A 13736-nucleotide genomic window follows, 5' to 3' on the forward strand; every position below is an offset into this window, starting at 1 on the left:
TATTGAGGATCGTGACCGCTTTCGACTCGACGAGGACGTCCAGAACGCCCGCTCTTGGGCAGCCCAGTCAGCCCAAAAATGCCACTTTGTTCACACATTGTCGTTTGAATCGGTAGCTGTGGCGATCAGCCGCGACGACCAATAGCCTGCGAGGATACTTTTAAATCGGGAACGACGACGGAGTAACTTGATGGTGCCTGGAACCCGGCCTAGGCCTACCAGTTCGGTGCCGCACCGTCCTCCCATAAGGTCTGCGCCGGCTGTTGCCGTGTTTGCGTGCTTAGGCGTCTTTGCGAGTCCTCCGTCCGGGCTCAATACTTTCGGGGCAATCGCAAACGCGGCCGAACCGACAGAGGCAGGTTCGGGCGACAAGAAGAAGGGCCGGGCGGCCAAGACAGGGTCTGGCGTTCCCCCTCGCATGGAGCAGCCGGAACCGCGGGACGCCAGCACGCTCTCTCCTTCTTATTCCGTGGGCCAGCTTGGTGATCATCTGTGGTCTGTACGCTGGGAACTGGCCGCCGTCGGCGGTGCGCTTGCCGTCATCGGGTTGGCTGATTGGGGATGGGGGGATTCCAACTTTCGGTTCATTGAGGAAGGCTGGTTTGCCAAGAACACGCGCCATGGCGGCATGGACAAGATCGGCCATGCCTTTTCCACTTTCGTCATTGCGGACCTCCTCACGGACCGGATCCGCGCAAGTGCGGCCAATTCCACCGGTGCCCAGATCACCGGCTCGCTACTCGCATTCGGCATCATGGGTTTAGCTGAGACCCTCGACGGGTTCGCTGGCAAGCATCGCTTCTCGCGGGAGGACATTGCCGCAAATGCTGTCGGCGCGGCGTTCTCGATGATCCGGAACACGGTCCCTGGAATGAGAGAAAAGCTGGACTGGCGATTGCTGTACACGCCTGCGAGCTATGAAAAGTACGGGATCACGACCTCTGATGGCGGCTTCCTGCCGCCTTACGAACGTCAACGCTATGTCATGGCATTGAAGGGGAGTGGATTTGCCCCGCTCAAAAGCACGCCGCTGCGATATGCTGAACTTCATGTCGGCTTCGATGCGCGTGGCTTTGAAAATAAAGAGCGCGCTCTCAGGTATCCGATCGAGCGGACATTCTACGTCGGTGTCGGCCTCAATTTGAATGAGGTCCTCTTCGGAGCAGGGAACCTGCCAAATTTTTCCAAGCAGAAGGATACATTGCCAGCCCGCGTAGCTCAGAAGGCGTTTGAGTACATCCAGGTGCCCTACACCGCGACTTACGGCGGGAAGCGCTTCTCGACCATTCGCAGGTGACGGTAAGAGGTTACGTTGCCACTCGGACCTCGTCCGCATTGCCCTTGTCTAGCCGGAGAGTCTCCTCGTCACGGGCGGCGGGCAGACTCGGTCGTTTGAAGCTTGTCGGCAAGGTTACCATGCGGCAGAACGCGGTTTCGTTCCCCATCGCAGGCACTCGCCGCTGCTGCACAAATGCCTGCTATCGGACATGCTGCCGATGTCGCCCTCAACCCTAAGCTGACGCTCCAATCACCGAGTACGATGACTGGCGGCATCGGGTTATCGTCAGAATCAGCTTGCGGTCGCCCAGAGACGCCTCCGACACGATGTGCTTACCGTATTGGCGCAGCGAATGATGCCCAATCGCCCATCGGCGCACTGAAGGACTGCCTCCGAAAGCACGCCAGCCTTCTGGTCGAGTGACCCCGTGCAAGTAACGCCTCGATCCGATCGAAAGCGGAAAACGTCGGTTTGCCCGATCTGTACCGGCAATCCACCGGCGCAAAACCCGCGCCGGGCTCCACCAACCGTCAATGGCGGCTGCGACGGACGGCTGCGTCGGAATCGAGGACGCCCATGGAAGCGCCGCATGCGCTCAGCGCAGCAACCCCAAGGGCGCTAGGACGGTCTCGTCAATTTTACCCTGCGGGCTGACCATCTCCATGCCCCCCCAGCCCTTGAAGTTCCAATAGGCCCACGGCATTCGCTGGCTCTCGGCCGCCCGCCGGACGTTCTCGATCCACCGCAATCTGTCGCCGCCCAGCGGTCGTTCACGTGCGCTTGCGACGCAGCCGAACTCACCGAGCAATATCCGCTCCGGCTCGATGCCGTTCGAGCGTCCCCAAGCTGCCACTGTGGCGAAATCCTTCTCGACCTGCGCCGGGCCGTGGCCCTTCCGCACCAGCGCGTCGACGAGTTGACCAGTCCGCGCCGTAGCCCTGGCACTTGCGTCGCCGACGAGATCGGGAGCGGATTGGACGCGCCGGGTAGCGGCATCGACCAGCCCCCGAGCCTCAGCGGCAGTCATAGGCCACGGCACACCGGCGAGAAACTGCGCATCGTCGCCGGGCACGCCCTGGTGTGTGAAGCTGTGCGGGTCGTAGTAGTGGAATGTGTAGAAGACGTTGCTGCCCTGGAAGGGCCGCGTATCCAGACGCACCAATCCCGGCCAGTTGCTCCACATCGCTCCCGTGAGGACCAGCGGCAGGTTGGGTGCTGCGGCGCGCGCGCGGCGGTGCAGTGTTTCCAGCATCACCTGCCAGCGCGGTAGATCGGCAGGAGCCTCGATCCAGGGCTCATTCATGAGCTCGAAGACAGTCTTGTCATGCGGCAGGCCGTTCAGAACGCCGGCGAGGCGTTCCACCAGATCGCCGTAGGACGAGAAGACGGCCGCTCCCGGCGCCATCAGGCTCCGAGGCGAATAAACGGGGTTGAGGGCGATGGGATGGAGATCGACGATCACGCTAAACCCGGCGGCCTGGAAGCGTTGGACCAAAGCTATGGCTTGCCCGTCGAGCACGGCCGCCCGCTCCGTTCCGGCGGCGTCCATGAAAATCCCAGGATCGAGCGTCAACCTTACGAAATCGAACCCCCACGCGGAGAGCATCCGAAGGTCATCGTCTCCGAGTTGAAAACGCGCCCCCTTGAATGCTGGCCATGCGTACACGGTCTTTCCATCGACCTGCTTCACCTCGGGCCAGTTCAGCGGCAGATGAACGCCGATCCCACGTCGGAGTTTTGGCACCATGCCAGTTTGAAGGGCCTGAGCGCACGTCACGCCAGGCACAGTGCCGACAAGCATGCCGAGGCACGAGCGGCGCGTAACGGGACCAAGCATTCTACCAGCCTAGTCTAACAAACGCGTCGTTTACCGCGACCGCCACCTCCAGCGCTCCAGCGTCGTTCAAATGCAGCTTGTCGGACCGCAACGAACGCGGGAGCGTGCCGCGCGAAACCGCAAGCCTGTCTTCTTCGAACCGATGGTTCGCCTTGGCGAGCAGCAAGTCGTTTATCGGGACAAACCGCTCGCCATAGGCAGCCTTGAGCGCAGCATTGATCTTGAGGATGCTGTTATGGTCGGGCTCGCCAACGAATTCGTTCGGCATATCCGCCGTCGTCACGCCCAGCACGAGGTATTTTGACCCCGGATTTAGAGACGCCACCATCGCCCCGACATTCGCGATGACCTGATCCGGGAGGTAGGAGTCGTTGCGACCCGCCCAGATCACGACCGATTCCGGTCCCGCTATTCGAGGGCGCTGAAGGAACCGGGCCTTGATGTCGGAGCTGGTTTCCTTGGGAATGCCGAGATTGACGGTCCGCCGCTGAAAAATCGCCTGGAGCATATGCGGATAATCCCGCCAGGCCGAGCCGCCATAGCCGGAGGTGAGACTGTCTCCCCAAAAATGGATTGGCAAATCTGCTACATGCAGCGAGCGATAGTCGCCCACCACCAACCGCTTGCCGTCGTTATACAGGGCGGACGCCAGCGCCCGGCCCCTATGTCCGGCCATGATCGAGGCGACAAAAAACGCCAGCAAGATCGCGCCAATAGTCACGACCAGTAGGTTGCGCAATCTCACCGAGAGACTCTCCTCGCCACGAATGTCAGGGTATCATTGGAATTTCAGGGTATCGTTGCAATTTCACGGTATCGTTGAAAGTCTATCGACCGACACGGCTTCACACGCGACCCGGCGCGACGCCGGGTTCACGAAGCCAAAATTGATCTCCTCAATCGTGACTGTCTGAAGCTTCGGGAACCGCCTATATGCGGTCCTTGTGGTCTCGCCAAGCTTTGTTCCCCGGTCGTCGGGATCGCGTGCATGGCGAGGGTCGACCAGAGCGCTTCGAGTTCGCGCTTGGTGATGATGGCAGCTTCCTCGACGTGACGCCGGTCTGCAGCAAGGTGCGGAAAGGCCCGAAACCGCCGTGCTTATCGAAGATTTTGAGGTTTTCGGCGCGATTTTTCTGGCTGGGGCGGGAGGATTCGAACCTCCGAATGGCGGTACCAAAAACCGCTGCCTTACCACTTGGCGACGCCCCAACGCGCCGCGCCTTCTAGAACGCGGCGCAGCCTTGCGCAACCTGTCGCGTGCGCGGGACGAACAGGTAGTGACGGCTGCACCGAGTTGTGTCGACTGCACGAAGAATTCCGCATCCCGGACGTGATGGCCTGTTGCACCCGCCCGCGGCGCTGGCTATAAGCCGCCCACCAGCGGATCGGAGTGTGGCTCAGCCTGGTAGAGCACCTCGTTCGGGACGAGGGGGTCGCAGGTTCAAATCCTGCCACTCCGACCAAAATTTCCCGTATTATATCAAGTCGTTACGACAAAAGCCCTTCGGGGCTTTTTCTCGTTCCGGACAGAAACCCGGACAGATTGCAGCGAATCATGGCCGCCCCGTCTCCTGTTGATGAGCAAGCTCCCAGATCCGCAGGACGGATTTTGAGTGATCCTGCATATGCGCGACGCAGCGCAGGAGCGGCGAGAGACCTTTGTTCCCTCTGACAATCTCCTGTTCTACGAGTTCGAATATGGCTTGCGCCATTTCGACCGCCCCCCGGGCATCATCTTCCATGTCGAAAAGCACCGCTCGATTTCCCGAGGATTGAGTGTTGGGAGAGCCGGCGCGGTGTTTCAGCGCCGCGTCGGCTCGTCGATCAGGCCGCTTCGACCGCAGGGTCGCGTTTGATCGCGGTGTAAGTGAAGAACTCACCCTGTCGCTCGTCGGCAAACATGGAAGGCGTCGTGGGCATGCCCAGCTTGAACCAGAGTTCGCGGGCCGACTGGCAGCCGAACGTCTGCCGAGCTTCCGTCACCAGCGAACGCTTGGTCTGCATCGGCTCTTCGGTGTTCGGCGTTCCCTCAATCGTATCCCGGCGCTCCGACTGCGAACGGCCGTAGAAGTGCTTGTAGAGCACCGCATAGCATTCGCGCTGGTAGAGCAGCACCTTGTCCCGCACCTCGGCGTTCGGGATGCGGCCCGTGTCGATAGTCAGCAGCCAACCATTGACCAGTTCGAGCTTGATGCTGACCGCCTCTTGGTCGCCGCCACGCCCGAAGGGTATGGGCATGACGACCATACCTTCGGCCAAGATAGGGTTGCGTTTGACGCGCTGGAGCTGGCCAGACCAGTCCATGCCCATGCTCTCGACGATGGGCTTAAGCGCCACGAAGGTGCCGTCGTCGTTCTCGAAGCCGTAGAGTTGGTCTCCACGGAAATTGACGGTAATGATCTGTCCCATCCGATGGTCTCCTTACGACCGTTGGTAGATGGAGCCGCCTGCCAGGGCGGTTTGGTTCAGAGCAGCGGCGGGGGCTTCACCCTGCAAGGTCTCCCCCGTCGCTGCCATACGCTCACGAAGAGCGAAGCTGACCTCTGCCGTCATCGACCTGAGGTTGCGCGCGGCCGAGGCCGAGATCCAAGCTTTGATGTCAGGCGCGAGCCTCAATCTGAAATGCGAGTCTTCTCTGGACATTGATTCTCCTATGACGCATCGTGCGTCAACCAACAGACGCAGCATGCGTCATCGCGGTCAAGCAGAATCTGCGTCATAGGTGCGTCATGGCCGCTGATGATCCACACTTTCGACTTCGCCTGCCCGCCGATCTGCGGGACAGGATCAGAGACGCGTCCGACCAAAACCGGCGGTCGATCAACGCAGAAATCGTTGCGCGGCTTGAAGCCAGCTTCAGCTTGGACGAGGCGAGCACGACTTACGCCATGCTTGACCGAGGTGAGGACGGTCTCGGTCAGCGGCTGGAAGAGCTATCCCAGATGGTGCGGGAGATCACGAATGCGACCCGACTGGCTCGTCGGATGACCGAGCCCGTCGAGTTGACATCTCAATATGGCTTCATCCGCGACGACAACGATCACACGATCAAGCCGCCGCCGGAGTGGGCCGTCTCTCTGACACGCGAAGAACTGCACCACCTCAGAGACGACGAACGAGAAGCCGAAGGAAAGCCTCGCAGGTTTGGCCCTCGCCCCACCGGCGAGGCAGGGAAGCGTCTTGATTTCCTTCGCGAGCGGTTGATCGAACGGCGGAAGGAATTGGAGATCCAGCGCCTGCTTCAGACTAGCTCCTAACTCGACTCGCTAACCTTTGGTGGTAATATCCCCTCAAGGATCCGCCACGAGATCAAATTGCCGTCGTGCCTACCTGGGGGAATCAATGAAGCTTGTCGTTTTGGCCGCCGTTGCGATGGCGATGGCAGGGTGTGTCTCAAGGCAGGCGGAGGTGCAGAAACAGATCGCGGCCGATAAGGAGATATGCCGGTCGCAAACCTTCCCTACCAAGGTAGCCTTTGCTCGTTGCATCAACAGCGCCGAACAGAAGATGTCCGCCGTCTACGACAAGCCTGACCTACTCCAATTGCGACTGGCGTCCCGCCTTGCCATCGCTGAAAAGCAGGACAAGGGGCAAATATCCGATGCTCAGGCCGAACTGGAGTTCGCTCAGGTCGGCGCGCAAATCGGCACCCAGGAGGCCACTCGAAACAGTAACGCAGAGATGGCATCTGCTGCTTCGGCTGCGGCATCCCCTCGTCGGGTCACATGCAGTCGCATCGGAAATAGCGTAACCTGCTTTTAATGCTCTGCTGCGGCGGCGTCTTGAAGCACGCTCACTAGTCGCTCACGACGAAGATATCAGCCATGTCAGCGTCCTCCCGCATGCCCTTGTAGGAAGCATGCCGCAACTTCCCGTCATTAGTCCAAGCGCGGAACTGTATCTCGACGGGTATCATGGGCGTCACCCAACGAACGTTCGACCGCTTAAGAGGTATTGCCGGCTTCGGAATGATGAAACCGTCCAGTAGCTTTCGAATTGCCGTTGCGGCTTTTTGACCAAAGCCCGTACCCACGCCGCCCACATAAACAAGATCGGTGCTCCCTTTGCGCGCTGCCAGCAGCAGCCGACCTAGTCCACCGAGAGCTGAGGCCGAGAACTCGTAGCCGATCACTACGAACGTCTCCGACTGGACGCACTTGATCTTGAGCCATTCGCCGCCCCGGCCAGCGCGATAGGGTGCATCCAGCCGCTTCGCGATGATCCCCTCAAGGCCCATCTCGCAGGCGAGCTTCAGGAACGGCGCGCCCTCTGCATCGACTTCCTCGCTGAGGCGGATGGAACTGTGCTGCTTGCCGATCAAGTCGATCAGCAAGCGCCGCCGTTCGGACAGGGGAAGCGCCCGCAGATCGCGGCCATCGAGATAGAGCAGATCGAAGGCGTAGAGCAGCGCCCCTGCGGCAGAGCGCTTGCCGCCGCGTCCTCCAAGGGCCTGCTGCAAGGCGCCGAAATCGGAGGCGCCACGTTCGTCGAGGACCACGGCCTCGCCGTCGATGATGGCGCTGTCGACGCCCAACTCGCGGATATCGTGAGCGATGGTCGGGAACCGCAGCGTCCAGTCAAAACCACCCCTGGTCAGTATCCGGACCCTCCGGCCGGGGTCGACATGAACAGCAAGGCGATAGCCGTCCCATTTCACCTCATAGGCCCATTGATCTCCAACCGGTGGCTTGGATGCCAGGAGCGCCAGGCAGGGCTCGACACGGTCAGGCATGGGGTCAAGAGTCAGCGCGCGTTGGCGTGCATCCCGGCGCTTCGGAAGCGGACTTCTGGCAATCTCGGCCACGGGACCCGAGCGCAAAACGCGACGCGCGCACATAACACAACTCCGACACACACGAGTCGAAACGGCGGCGTCGGTGAATCGTTCCAGCCAATAAAAAGGCCCCGCCAGCGGGTGCTGACGAGGCCAATTGAACGCAGTTTTGGTGTAGGTCGTCAGGCTGCTAGGCTGGTATTAGTCAGCAAGGATCACGGCGCATGTGCGGACGCTTTAGCCAAGCCTATTCGTGGGAGGAGATTGTCGCCTTCAGCCAGCCGCTGACGGTGCCTGCTGATCGGCCCAACCTGCGCGCGCGCTACAACATCGCACCGACGACGGATGTGGATATTATCCTGAACACCGAGACGGGCCGCGAGCTGCGCAAGGCCCGGTGGGGTCTTATTCCCGGCTGGCACAGGGGCGGGCTGAAAGACTTCAAGCTCGCCACGTTCAACGCCCGAGTCGAGACGGTCGAGACGAGTGGCACGTTCAAGCAAGCCTATGCCCGCAGACGATGCATCATACCGGCCTCGGGCTTCTTCGAATGGACCGGCGAGAAGAAGGATAAGGTACCTCACTTTTTCTCCGCCGCCGATGGGGATCTGTTGGCGTTTGCTGGCCTGTGGGAGAGCTGGCGCGATCCCGAGACGGGCGAGAACATCACCACCTGCACGATGATTGTCCGCGAGGCCAATGCCTGGACTTCGCAATATCACGACCGCATGCCCTGCATGCTCCTGCGACGGGATTTCGACGCCTGGCTGGATGGTTCGGGCGGCATGGAATTGCTGAAGCAGCCGCCGCGTGAGCTACGGGAATGGATCGTCTCAAAGCGGGTCAACAAGACCGGCGAAGGGGACGACGATCCGAGCACGATCGAGCCGTTCTCGGATGAACTGCCGCTCTAGGGTCACTCGAAATCGTGGAGACCGTTATCTCCCTTGCCCTGGGTGCGCCCATCGATTTCGGCGTTGAACTGGCGATCGGTCAGCAGCAGCGCTGAATTCAAGCTCTCAAGGGCAACGTACACCGTCGAGCCGATTGGGATCTCGCCGCACCAACGGCGAACCTCCGAATGAAACGGCTTTAGCACGGCCTTCATTTCCTCGACCTTGCTTCGTGGCATGCTGCGTTTGCTGCGCTGAACCATCACGGCTCATCCTCGATATCAGGGCGCCTAGCGCCGGCTGAAAACAGACCTCGCAGGAAGCCGCGCGACGAAGCCTGATCGGCGTCGAGCAAAAGCACATTCAAGTCGTGCAGCACGGCCCTGAGGGCCGCGCGCTCGCTGCCGTGTTCGGCAACGAGTTCAGCAATCTCCCACTCCGTTTCATCGGGTTCCGGCTCTGGCTGCGCTGACATACTCGCGTCCTCTTATTGAGAACAAATATGGAACATCAGAGCGCCGACGGGAGTCAAGGCGGGACTGATCGCGTCCAACGCGAAATTGCCGCTGGCCGTTCTGGGTAGCGTGCTCTTTGCGCCACGCCGCCTGACGAACGGGCTGTCAAACCGACTTCGCTCTTGTGACACACCCGCCTCCGCGCAAGCCTGAGGTGGGGGCGCAAAGGAGTTGAGCATGCGAGCGCAATCCGACGTGACTATGAAGCACTGCCACGGCATTCTCATCCGCTCCGCGATCGTGGTTGTGATCGCCGCCGTAACCTTACTGCCTCTGATCAGGTGAGACGGCGCCGAACTTCGACGGCGTCGCAATGGCATCGCGGAACGTTAAACCCGCCACTTGGTTGAGCTGTCGGAGGTGGGCCATGAAAACCAAAATCCGCCAAGATAGAGACGAGCCTGCCCGTAAGCTGTCCTTCGTAATCGAAACGCCCGAGGATTACGCGTTAGCAGTTAGACGAGTGAAGTCGCTCACCAAGGGCACAAAAGACCATGCAGCGCAGCAGGAATTGAACGCGCTTGTGAAGGCGATACAGGCTTGGGAGGAGAAAAAATGACGCAGCAACTTAATCGGCTGCGAATGATCGTGACGGCGCTAGCGCTGACGGCCTAGACACGCGGCAAGGAGATTCCCTGTGCCCGCCCGCGACTTTGCCAACCACCCGCTTGTACGATCTGAATTCACTAACTCGGAAGTCGGTGGTCCTTGGCTCCTTGATAGCCAACCTCCATGGCCATATTCGCCTTGCCGATTTCATCAGCCATGCGATGGTGCCGCTTCCAAAATAAAAGGTGTGTCATGGCAACAGGTACGGTGAAGTGGTTCAACTCGACCAAGGGTTTTGGTTTCATCCAGCCCGATGATGGTGGTCAGGACGCCTTCGTTCACATCAGCGCGGTCGAGCGGGCGGGCTGGCGTGACCTGCAAGAGGGCCAAAAAGTATCCTACGAGATTGTCCAGGACAAAAGGTCGGGCAAGGCCTCGGCAGATAACCTGCGCGCGATCTGAGGGAAAGCCTCGGGCACCAGGCCTTCGCGTAAAATGAGGTCGATCGCCCACTCATAGACGAGGCTCTCGTCGAACGGTTGGGTCCGGTTGGTCAAGGGTGGAGCCGTCGCGTTCTGCCTCTTCTTCCCACGGTGGGGTAGACGCGCGTCATCTGCTGCTGGCGCAGCTGGGTCGATGTAATCACCGGAAACTAAAAAGCAGCCCGGCGCAAAGCGCGGGGCTGCTCACAGGTCATAGTGCTGGGCTTAGAACTTGTAGTTCACGCCGACTCGAAGAAGCCCGGCGCCACCGCCGCCACTGGTCGTCGCGGTATAGACACCAGCCGGAAGGACGCCGCCTGCCGGGTTGACGAAGGCCTGGGTCTTTCTTCCCTCGCCGGTGTCGACGTAAAGACCTTCGACCCTGAAGGTCCAGTTGTTGGTAAAGGCATATTCGACGCCGCCGCCGATGGTCCAGCCAGCGTTGCTCGTCGAGTCTCCGGTGAGCGGGTTGGTGTTGAGGCCACCATAGGCCAGACCGCCCGTGATGTAGATCAAGGTCCGGTCGATGGCGTAGCCCAGGCGGGCGCGAACGGTACCCAAATAGGCGCCATCACCACCACCCCGACCACCCCACCAGCTATAGGGTCCCCAATTTAGATTACCCCCGGTGTCGACATACTGAATGTCGGCCTCGAGGCCGTAAACGATGGCGCCAGACTGCCAGTTATAGCCGATCTGGGCACCGCCGACGAACCGGCCGTCGCTACCGCCACCGCCGAGAGACCCGGACGAGACCGCTGTGGGTCCCGTGACGATAACTCCGCCAGAATCGCCCCATCCCACGCCGGCGTTCAGACCAACATATAGGCCGGTCCACGTGAACACTGGTGCATAGACGATCGGCGGGGGTGCGCGGCTCGGAAGATCGGCCGCAAAGGCCGAGCCTGCCAGGCACATTGCTAGAACAGTAGTGGATACAAGGCCTAAACGCATGTGATCCTCCTCCCATGCACAGTCAGGGGCGCCAACGATTGCATGTGGCATCATTGACGGGAAGTTAACGGCGCTCATTTAGAAAGGAAGCGCGCTGAATATATTTCGGAGTGACATTTCGGGCACCCAGCGCCAAATTTGAGCCCCCCAATAGCGATCTTGGTATGGGCCGATCCCTATCCACGGCCAGACAGAGAAACGGGCCGGCTATCGATCAAGCCGACCTCTGCACATTCTACTGCACCTTGGCCCATGGTCTGTGGAGGCTGACTGACGCGACGATCTTGCTCGCCAGGGTCGTCTCGATATCAAAGCCACTGAGGGCCTTCAAATCGGCTTCGTAGATGCCTGACCAGATGATAGCGGTCGTTTCCCCATCGACCAGGCGGCTTGAAATCCTGAGCTTGCCGTCGCCTTCACGGATTACGCCCTCAAGCATGTACCGTCGGCCAAGTGGGCGATCGATATCGGAAGAGGATACGGAGGAAGCCAAGGCTTTGACAGCCTCGCTGCGAAAAATCCTGAGTTCTTTTGTCGGAGTGAGCTGTGAGAGAATTTCCTCCTCAAGCCCGGCAGCGAAAACCTGCGCTTCGACCTTCCCGCTGAGATTGACGAAGGGCTTCACGACAAGTGCCGGCCCCTCTGGGCTGGCTCGTGTAGTCTTCATCTGTTGGTCCGCCATTGCGAGGAAGGTCACCAACGAGCCGATCGCCAGCGCTAAAGCAAAAGCACCGAGCCAAGGCAGCCTCAGCCAGGTGATCATTCGCGGGCGGGGGTCTGCGGATGGCTGCAGAACGGGAATCCGAGGCTGCTCTGGGCCGCATAGGTCGTTCGACTGCCAGCGAAAGCTGGGCACGTAGCCGCCTTTTGGGATATCGATCACGATCGACGCGCTGCTGCCTGCAAGCAGGTAATAGCGCTCCAACCCCCGCCTGAGCCGTGCCGCCTCGATGCGGACGACGGGATCGTTCGTGACGTCGAAATCGGCTCCCCGGCCGAAAACCTCGACTGCGATTACATATGCTTTGATGCGGTCAGCCCGGCCAGCGAGGGTCTCTTCAACAACAAAGGAGAGAAACGCGCGCACCCTGTCGGGTTCATCAAAATCGCAACTTGCTAAAATGCAATGCAATTGAGCGCGAATATCGTCGTGTGAAATATTTGGAACAGGAGAGGCCGAGGCGTTAGTATTAGCCATAGACTTATCCACGGAAGTATTGTCCGCTCGACCAACCGCCGATACGGTAGCTTGCCCCGATATGACCGTCAACGCCATCCGATCTGCCATGTCGAACCATGCCGCTGACGCAACGTGGGCCCTATGGCAGCCAGGAACGCCCTGAACTGGTGTTGCTAGCAAGTGGAGCCAACTCGCGCTGGCCGCACCGAAGATTGGTTCGCTACCGCGGGATGTTGCCGGTACATCCGCGGCTAGCTTCCTGGCCGGCGGTAGAACGCGTGGCCCGCCCGGCTGGGGGGTGTGGCGAGCCACGCGGCGCCAAGGAGCGCGCCGGGACAACCGTTTGCAGACGCCCTTGTTCCCCTCCGCTCACCAAGTCGTCAGAGGAGAATCCAATGAAGGGCATGCCAGGTCGAAACGGCGGCCCAGGCGTTTCATTCTCCTTGCTATTTTTATCGGTTTCGCGTATATAACTCTGACGTGAGAATAAGGGCCGTGCAGCCCCTCACGTGAAACCCAACCAGAGGTAAGGAAGCCGGACCATGCAATCCAACCCAGCCGAGGCACCATAGCGCGCCAACCCTTGTCGCATCGGGGAGATGCGACATCACAAAGGAACGACACGTAAATAGTGAGGTACAACCGTGAGCCTTTTGAAGCTGTTCGACAGCGACAAGGCCTCGACGATCGCTCTTAACGGGCGGGACATCGCAATTCTTGAAGCTGTCAAGACAAGCCGTGCTGGCGTCTGCACGGCTGACGTCCTAGCAATGATTGAAAAGGAGATAAATAAGGAGATCAGACTAGCAACCGTATACAATACGATACTGGATCTGGAGGCGAAAGGTCTGATTAAGACGAGCGGGTCTTCATCTTCCGATAACGGTGGGCGCCCCAGGCGTCTCTTTTCGATCACACCGACAGGCGAACTCGCTCTGTCGCTTGGCGAAAAGATGGCCAGTGCCCACTTCAATGCAGCTTACGCGTGATGCGCGGCGCGTAAGCTTGTCCACTTAACGACGGCGCCAAGGTTATAAGACTAATGACCGAGACTGAGCCCCCTTCTGAGGGGGAAGGGTCTCTGCCGCTGCATCTTCGGATGGCCATTCGGATCTGTTATCCGAATAGGGCCGAGGCTGAGGGGTACGAGGACTGCGTGTTGCGACTGACCGCAACCACGCTCGCATCGAGGGGCCCGCGGGCTGCCAAGGTGCGAATGTATAAAGAAACTTTCCTCGCATGCGGTCCCACGCTTGCGAGGTTGGCCAAAAAG

16 protein-coding genes and 2 tRNA genes are annotated in these 13736 nt (G+C 60.0%); 8 read left to right on the plus strand and 10 right to left on the minus strand.

What is annotated here, in order from left to right; translation table 11 throughout:
* The first annotated feature begins 418 nt into the window (after positions 1-418).
* Complete coding sequence (locus tag C4S73_RS17910) at positions 419-1297, plus strand: DUF2279 domain-containing protein (protein ID WP_160115822.1); 879 nt, start codon at positions 419-421, stop codon at positions 1295-1297.
* 577 nt (positions 1298-1874) lie between these two features.
* On the opposite strand, the gene C4S73_RS17915 is transcribed toward C4S73_RS17910, so the two are convergent.
* From C4S73_RS17915 to C4S73_RS17925, 3 genes are all read right to left on the minus strand, one after another.
* Complete coding sequence (locus C4S73_RS17915; RefSeq protein ID WP_160115823.1) at positions 1875-3026, minus strand: glycoside hydrolase family 5 protein; 1152 nt, start codon at positions 3024-3026, stop codon at positions 1875-1877.
* A 91-nt stretch (positions 3027-3117) separates the two neighbouring features.
* Positions 3118-3861, minus strand: a complete 744-nt coding sequence (locus tag C4S73_RS17920; protein WP_146071396.1) for an SGNH/GDSL hydrolase family protein — start codon at positions 3859-3861, stop codon at positions 3118-3120.
* 389 nt (positions 3862-4250) lie between these two features.
* Positions 4251-4325: transfer RNA gene (locus tag C4S73_RS17925), tRNA-Gln, on the minus strand.
* 177 nt (positions 4326-4502) lie between these two features.
* Here C4S73_RS17925 and C4S73_RS17930 point away from each other — a divergent pair.
* A tRNA-Pro gene (locus C4S73_RS17930) sits at positions 4503-4579 on the plus strand.
* Positions 4580-4669: 90 nt separating this feature from the next.
* On the opposite strand, the gene C4S73_RS17935 is transcribed toward C4S73_RS17930, so the two are convergent.
* Both C4S73_RS17935 and C4S73_RS17940 read right to left on the minus strand, forming a co-directional pair.
* Positions 4670-4870 (minus strand): hypothetical protein, encoded by a 201-nt coding sequence (locus C4S73_RS17935; RefSeq protein WP_103873867.1) that lies wholly within the window; start codon positions 4868-4870, stop codon positions 4670-4672.
* 70 nt (positions 4871-4940) lie between these two features.
* Entirely contained in the window at positions 4941-5525 is a 585-nt protein-coding gene (locus tag C4S73_RS17940) for a phage antirepressor N-terminal domain-containing protein (protein ID WP_103873868.1), read from the minus strand.
* Between the two features lie 320 nt (positions 5526-5845).
* Here C4S73_RS17940 and C4S73_RS17950 point away from each other — a divergent pair, with 320 nt between their 5' ends.
* Both C4S73_RS17950 and C4S73_RS17955 read left to right on the plus strand, forming a co-directional pair.
* Positions 5846-6373, plus strand: a complete 528-nt coding sequence (locus C4S73_RS17950; protein WP_103873870.1) for an Arc family DNA-binding protein — start codon at positions 5846-5848, stop codon at positions 6371-6373.
* Positions 6374-6458: 85 nt separating this feature from the next.
* Positions 6459-6878, plus strand: coding sequence for a hypothetical protein (locus tag C4S73_RS17955; protein ID WP_103873871.1), 420 nt, complete (start codon positions 6459-6461; stop codon positions 6876-6878).
* 34 nt (positions 6879-6912) lie between these two features.
* Here C4S73_RS17955 and ligD read toward each other — a convergent pair whose 3' ends face one another.
* Positions 6913-7953 (minus strand): non-homologous end-joining DNA ligase, encoded by a 1041-nt coding sequence (gene ligD, locus C4S73_RS17960; RefSeq protein WP_103873872.1) that lies wholly within the window; start codon positions 7951-7953, stop codon positions 6913-6915.
* Positions 7954-8114: 161 nt separating this feature from the next.
* On the opposite strand from ligD, the gene C4S73_RS17965 reads away from it, so the two are divergent.
* Positions 8115-8804, plus strand: a complete 690-nt coding sequence (locus tag C4S73_RS17965) for an SOS response-associated peptidase (protein WP_103873873.1) — start codon at positions 8115-8117, stop codon at positions 8802-8804.
* A 2-nt stretch (positions 8805-8806) separates the two neighbouring features.
* Here the strand turns inward: C4S73_RS17965 and C4S73_RS17970 are convergent, their stop codons facing one another.
* Positions 8807-9046: a hypothetical protein gene (locus C4S73_RS17970; RefSeq protein ID WP_103873874.1), complete on the minus strand. Its 240-nt coding sequence runs from the start codon at positions 9044-9046 to the stop codon at positions 8807-8809.
* On the minus strand, positions 9046-9258 hold the full coding sequence (locus tag C4S73_RS17975) for a hypothetical protein (protein WP_103873875.1): 213 nt from the start codon (positions 9256-9258) through the stop codon (positions 9046-9048). Before C4S73_RS17975 ends, C4S73_RS17970 begins: the two co-directional genes overlap by 1 nt.
* Before the next feature lie 407 nt (positions 9259-9665).
* Between C4S73_RS17975 and C4S73_RS17980 the strand changes: the two genes are divergently transcribed.
* Positions 9666-9857 (plus strand): hypothetical protein, encoded by a 192-nt coding sequence (locus C4S73_RS17980; protein WP_103873876.1) that lies wholly within the window; start codon positions 9666-9668, stop codon positions 9855-9857.
* A gap of 242 nt (positions 9858-10099) precedes the next feature.
* Positions 10100-10309 (plus strand): cold-shock protein, encoded by a 210-nt coding sequence (locus tag C4S73_RS17985; RefSeq protein WP_103873877.1) that lies wholly within the window; start codon positions 10100-10102, stop codon positions 10307-10309.
* 245 nt (positions 10310-10554) lie between these two features.
* Here C4S73_RS17985 and C4S73_RS17990 read toward each other — a convergent pair whose 3' ends face one another.
* Together C4S73_RS17990 and C4S73_RS17995 are read right to left on the minus strand one after the other, a co-directional pair.
* Complete coding sequence (locus tag C4S73_RS17990) at positions 10555-11283, minus strand: outer membrane protein (protein WP_103873878.1); 729 nt, start codon at positions 11281-11283, stop codon at positions 10555-10557.
* Positions 11284-11518: 235 nt separating this feature from the next.
* Positions 11519-12481, minus strand: coding sequence for a hypothetical protein (locus C4S73_RS17995; RefSeq protein ID WP_146071397.1), 963 nt, complete (start codon positions 12479-12481; stop codon positions 11519-11521).
* A gap of 626 nt (positions 12482-13107) precedes the next feature.
* Here C4S73_RS17995 and C4S73_RS18000 point away from each other — a divergent pair.
* Complete coding sequence (locus C4S73_RS18000) at positions 13108-13452, plus strand: helix-turn-helix transcriptional regulator (RefSeq protein ID WP_146071398.1); 345 nt, start codon at positions 13108-13110, stop codon at positions 13450-13452.
* Positions 13453-13736 lie beyond the last annotated feature (284 nt).

This window comes from Allobosea lathyri (assembly GCF_900108245.1).
GTDB classification, from domain to species: domain Bacteria; phylum Pseudomonadota; class Alphaproteobacteria; order Rhizobiales; family Beijerinckiaceae; genus Allobosea; species Allobosea lathyri.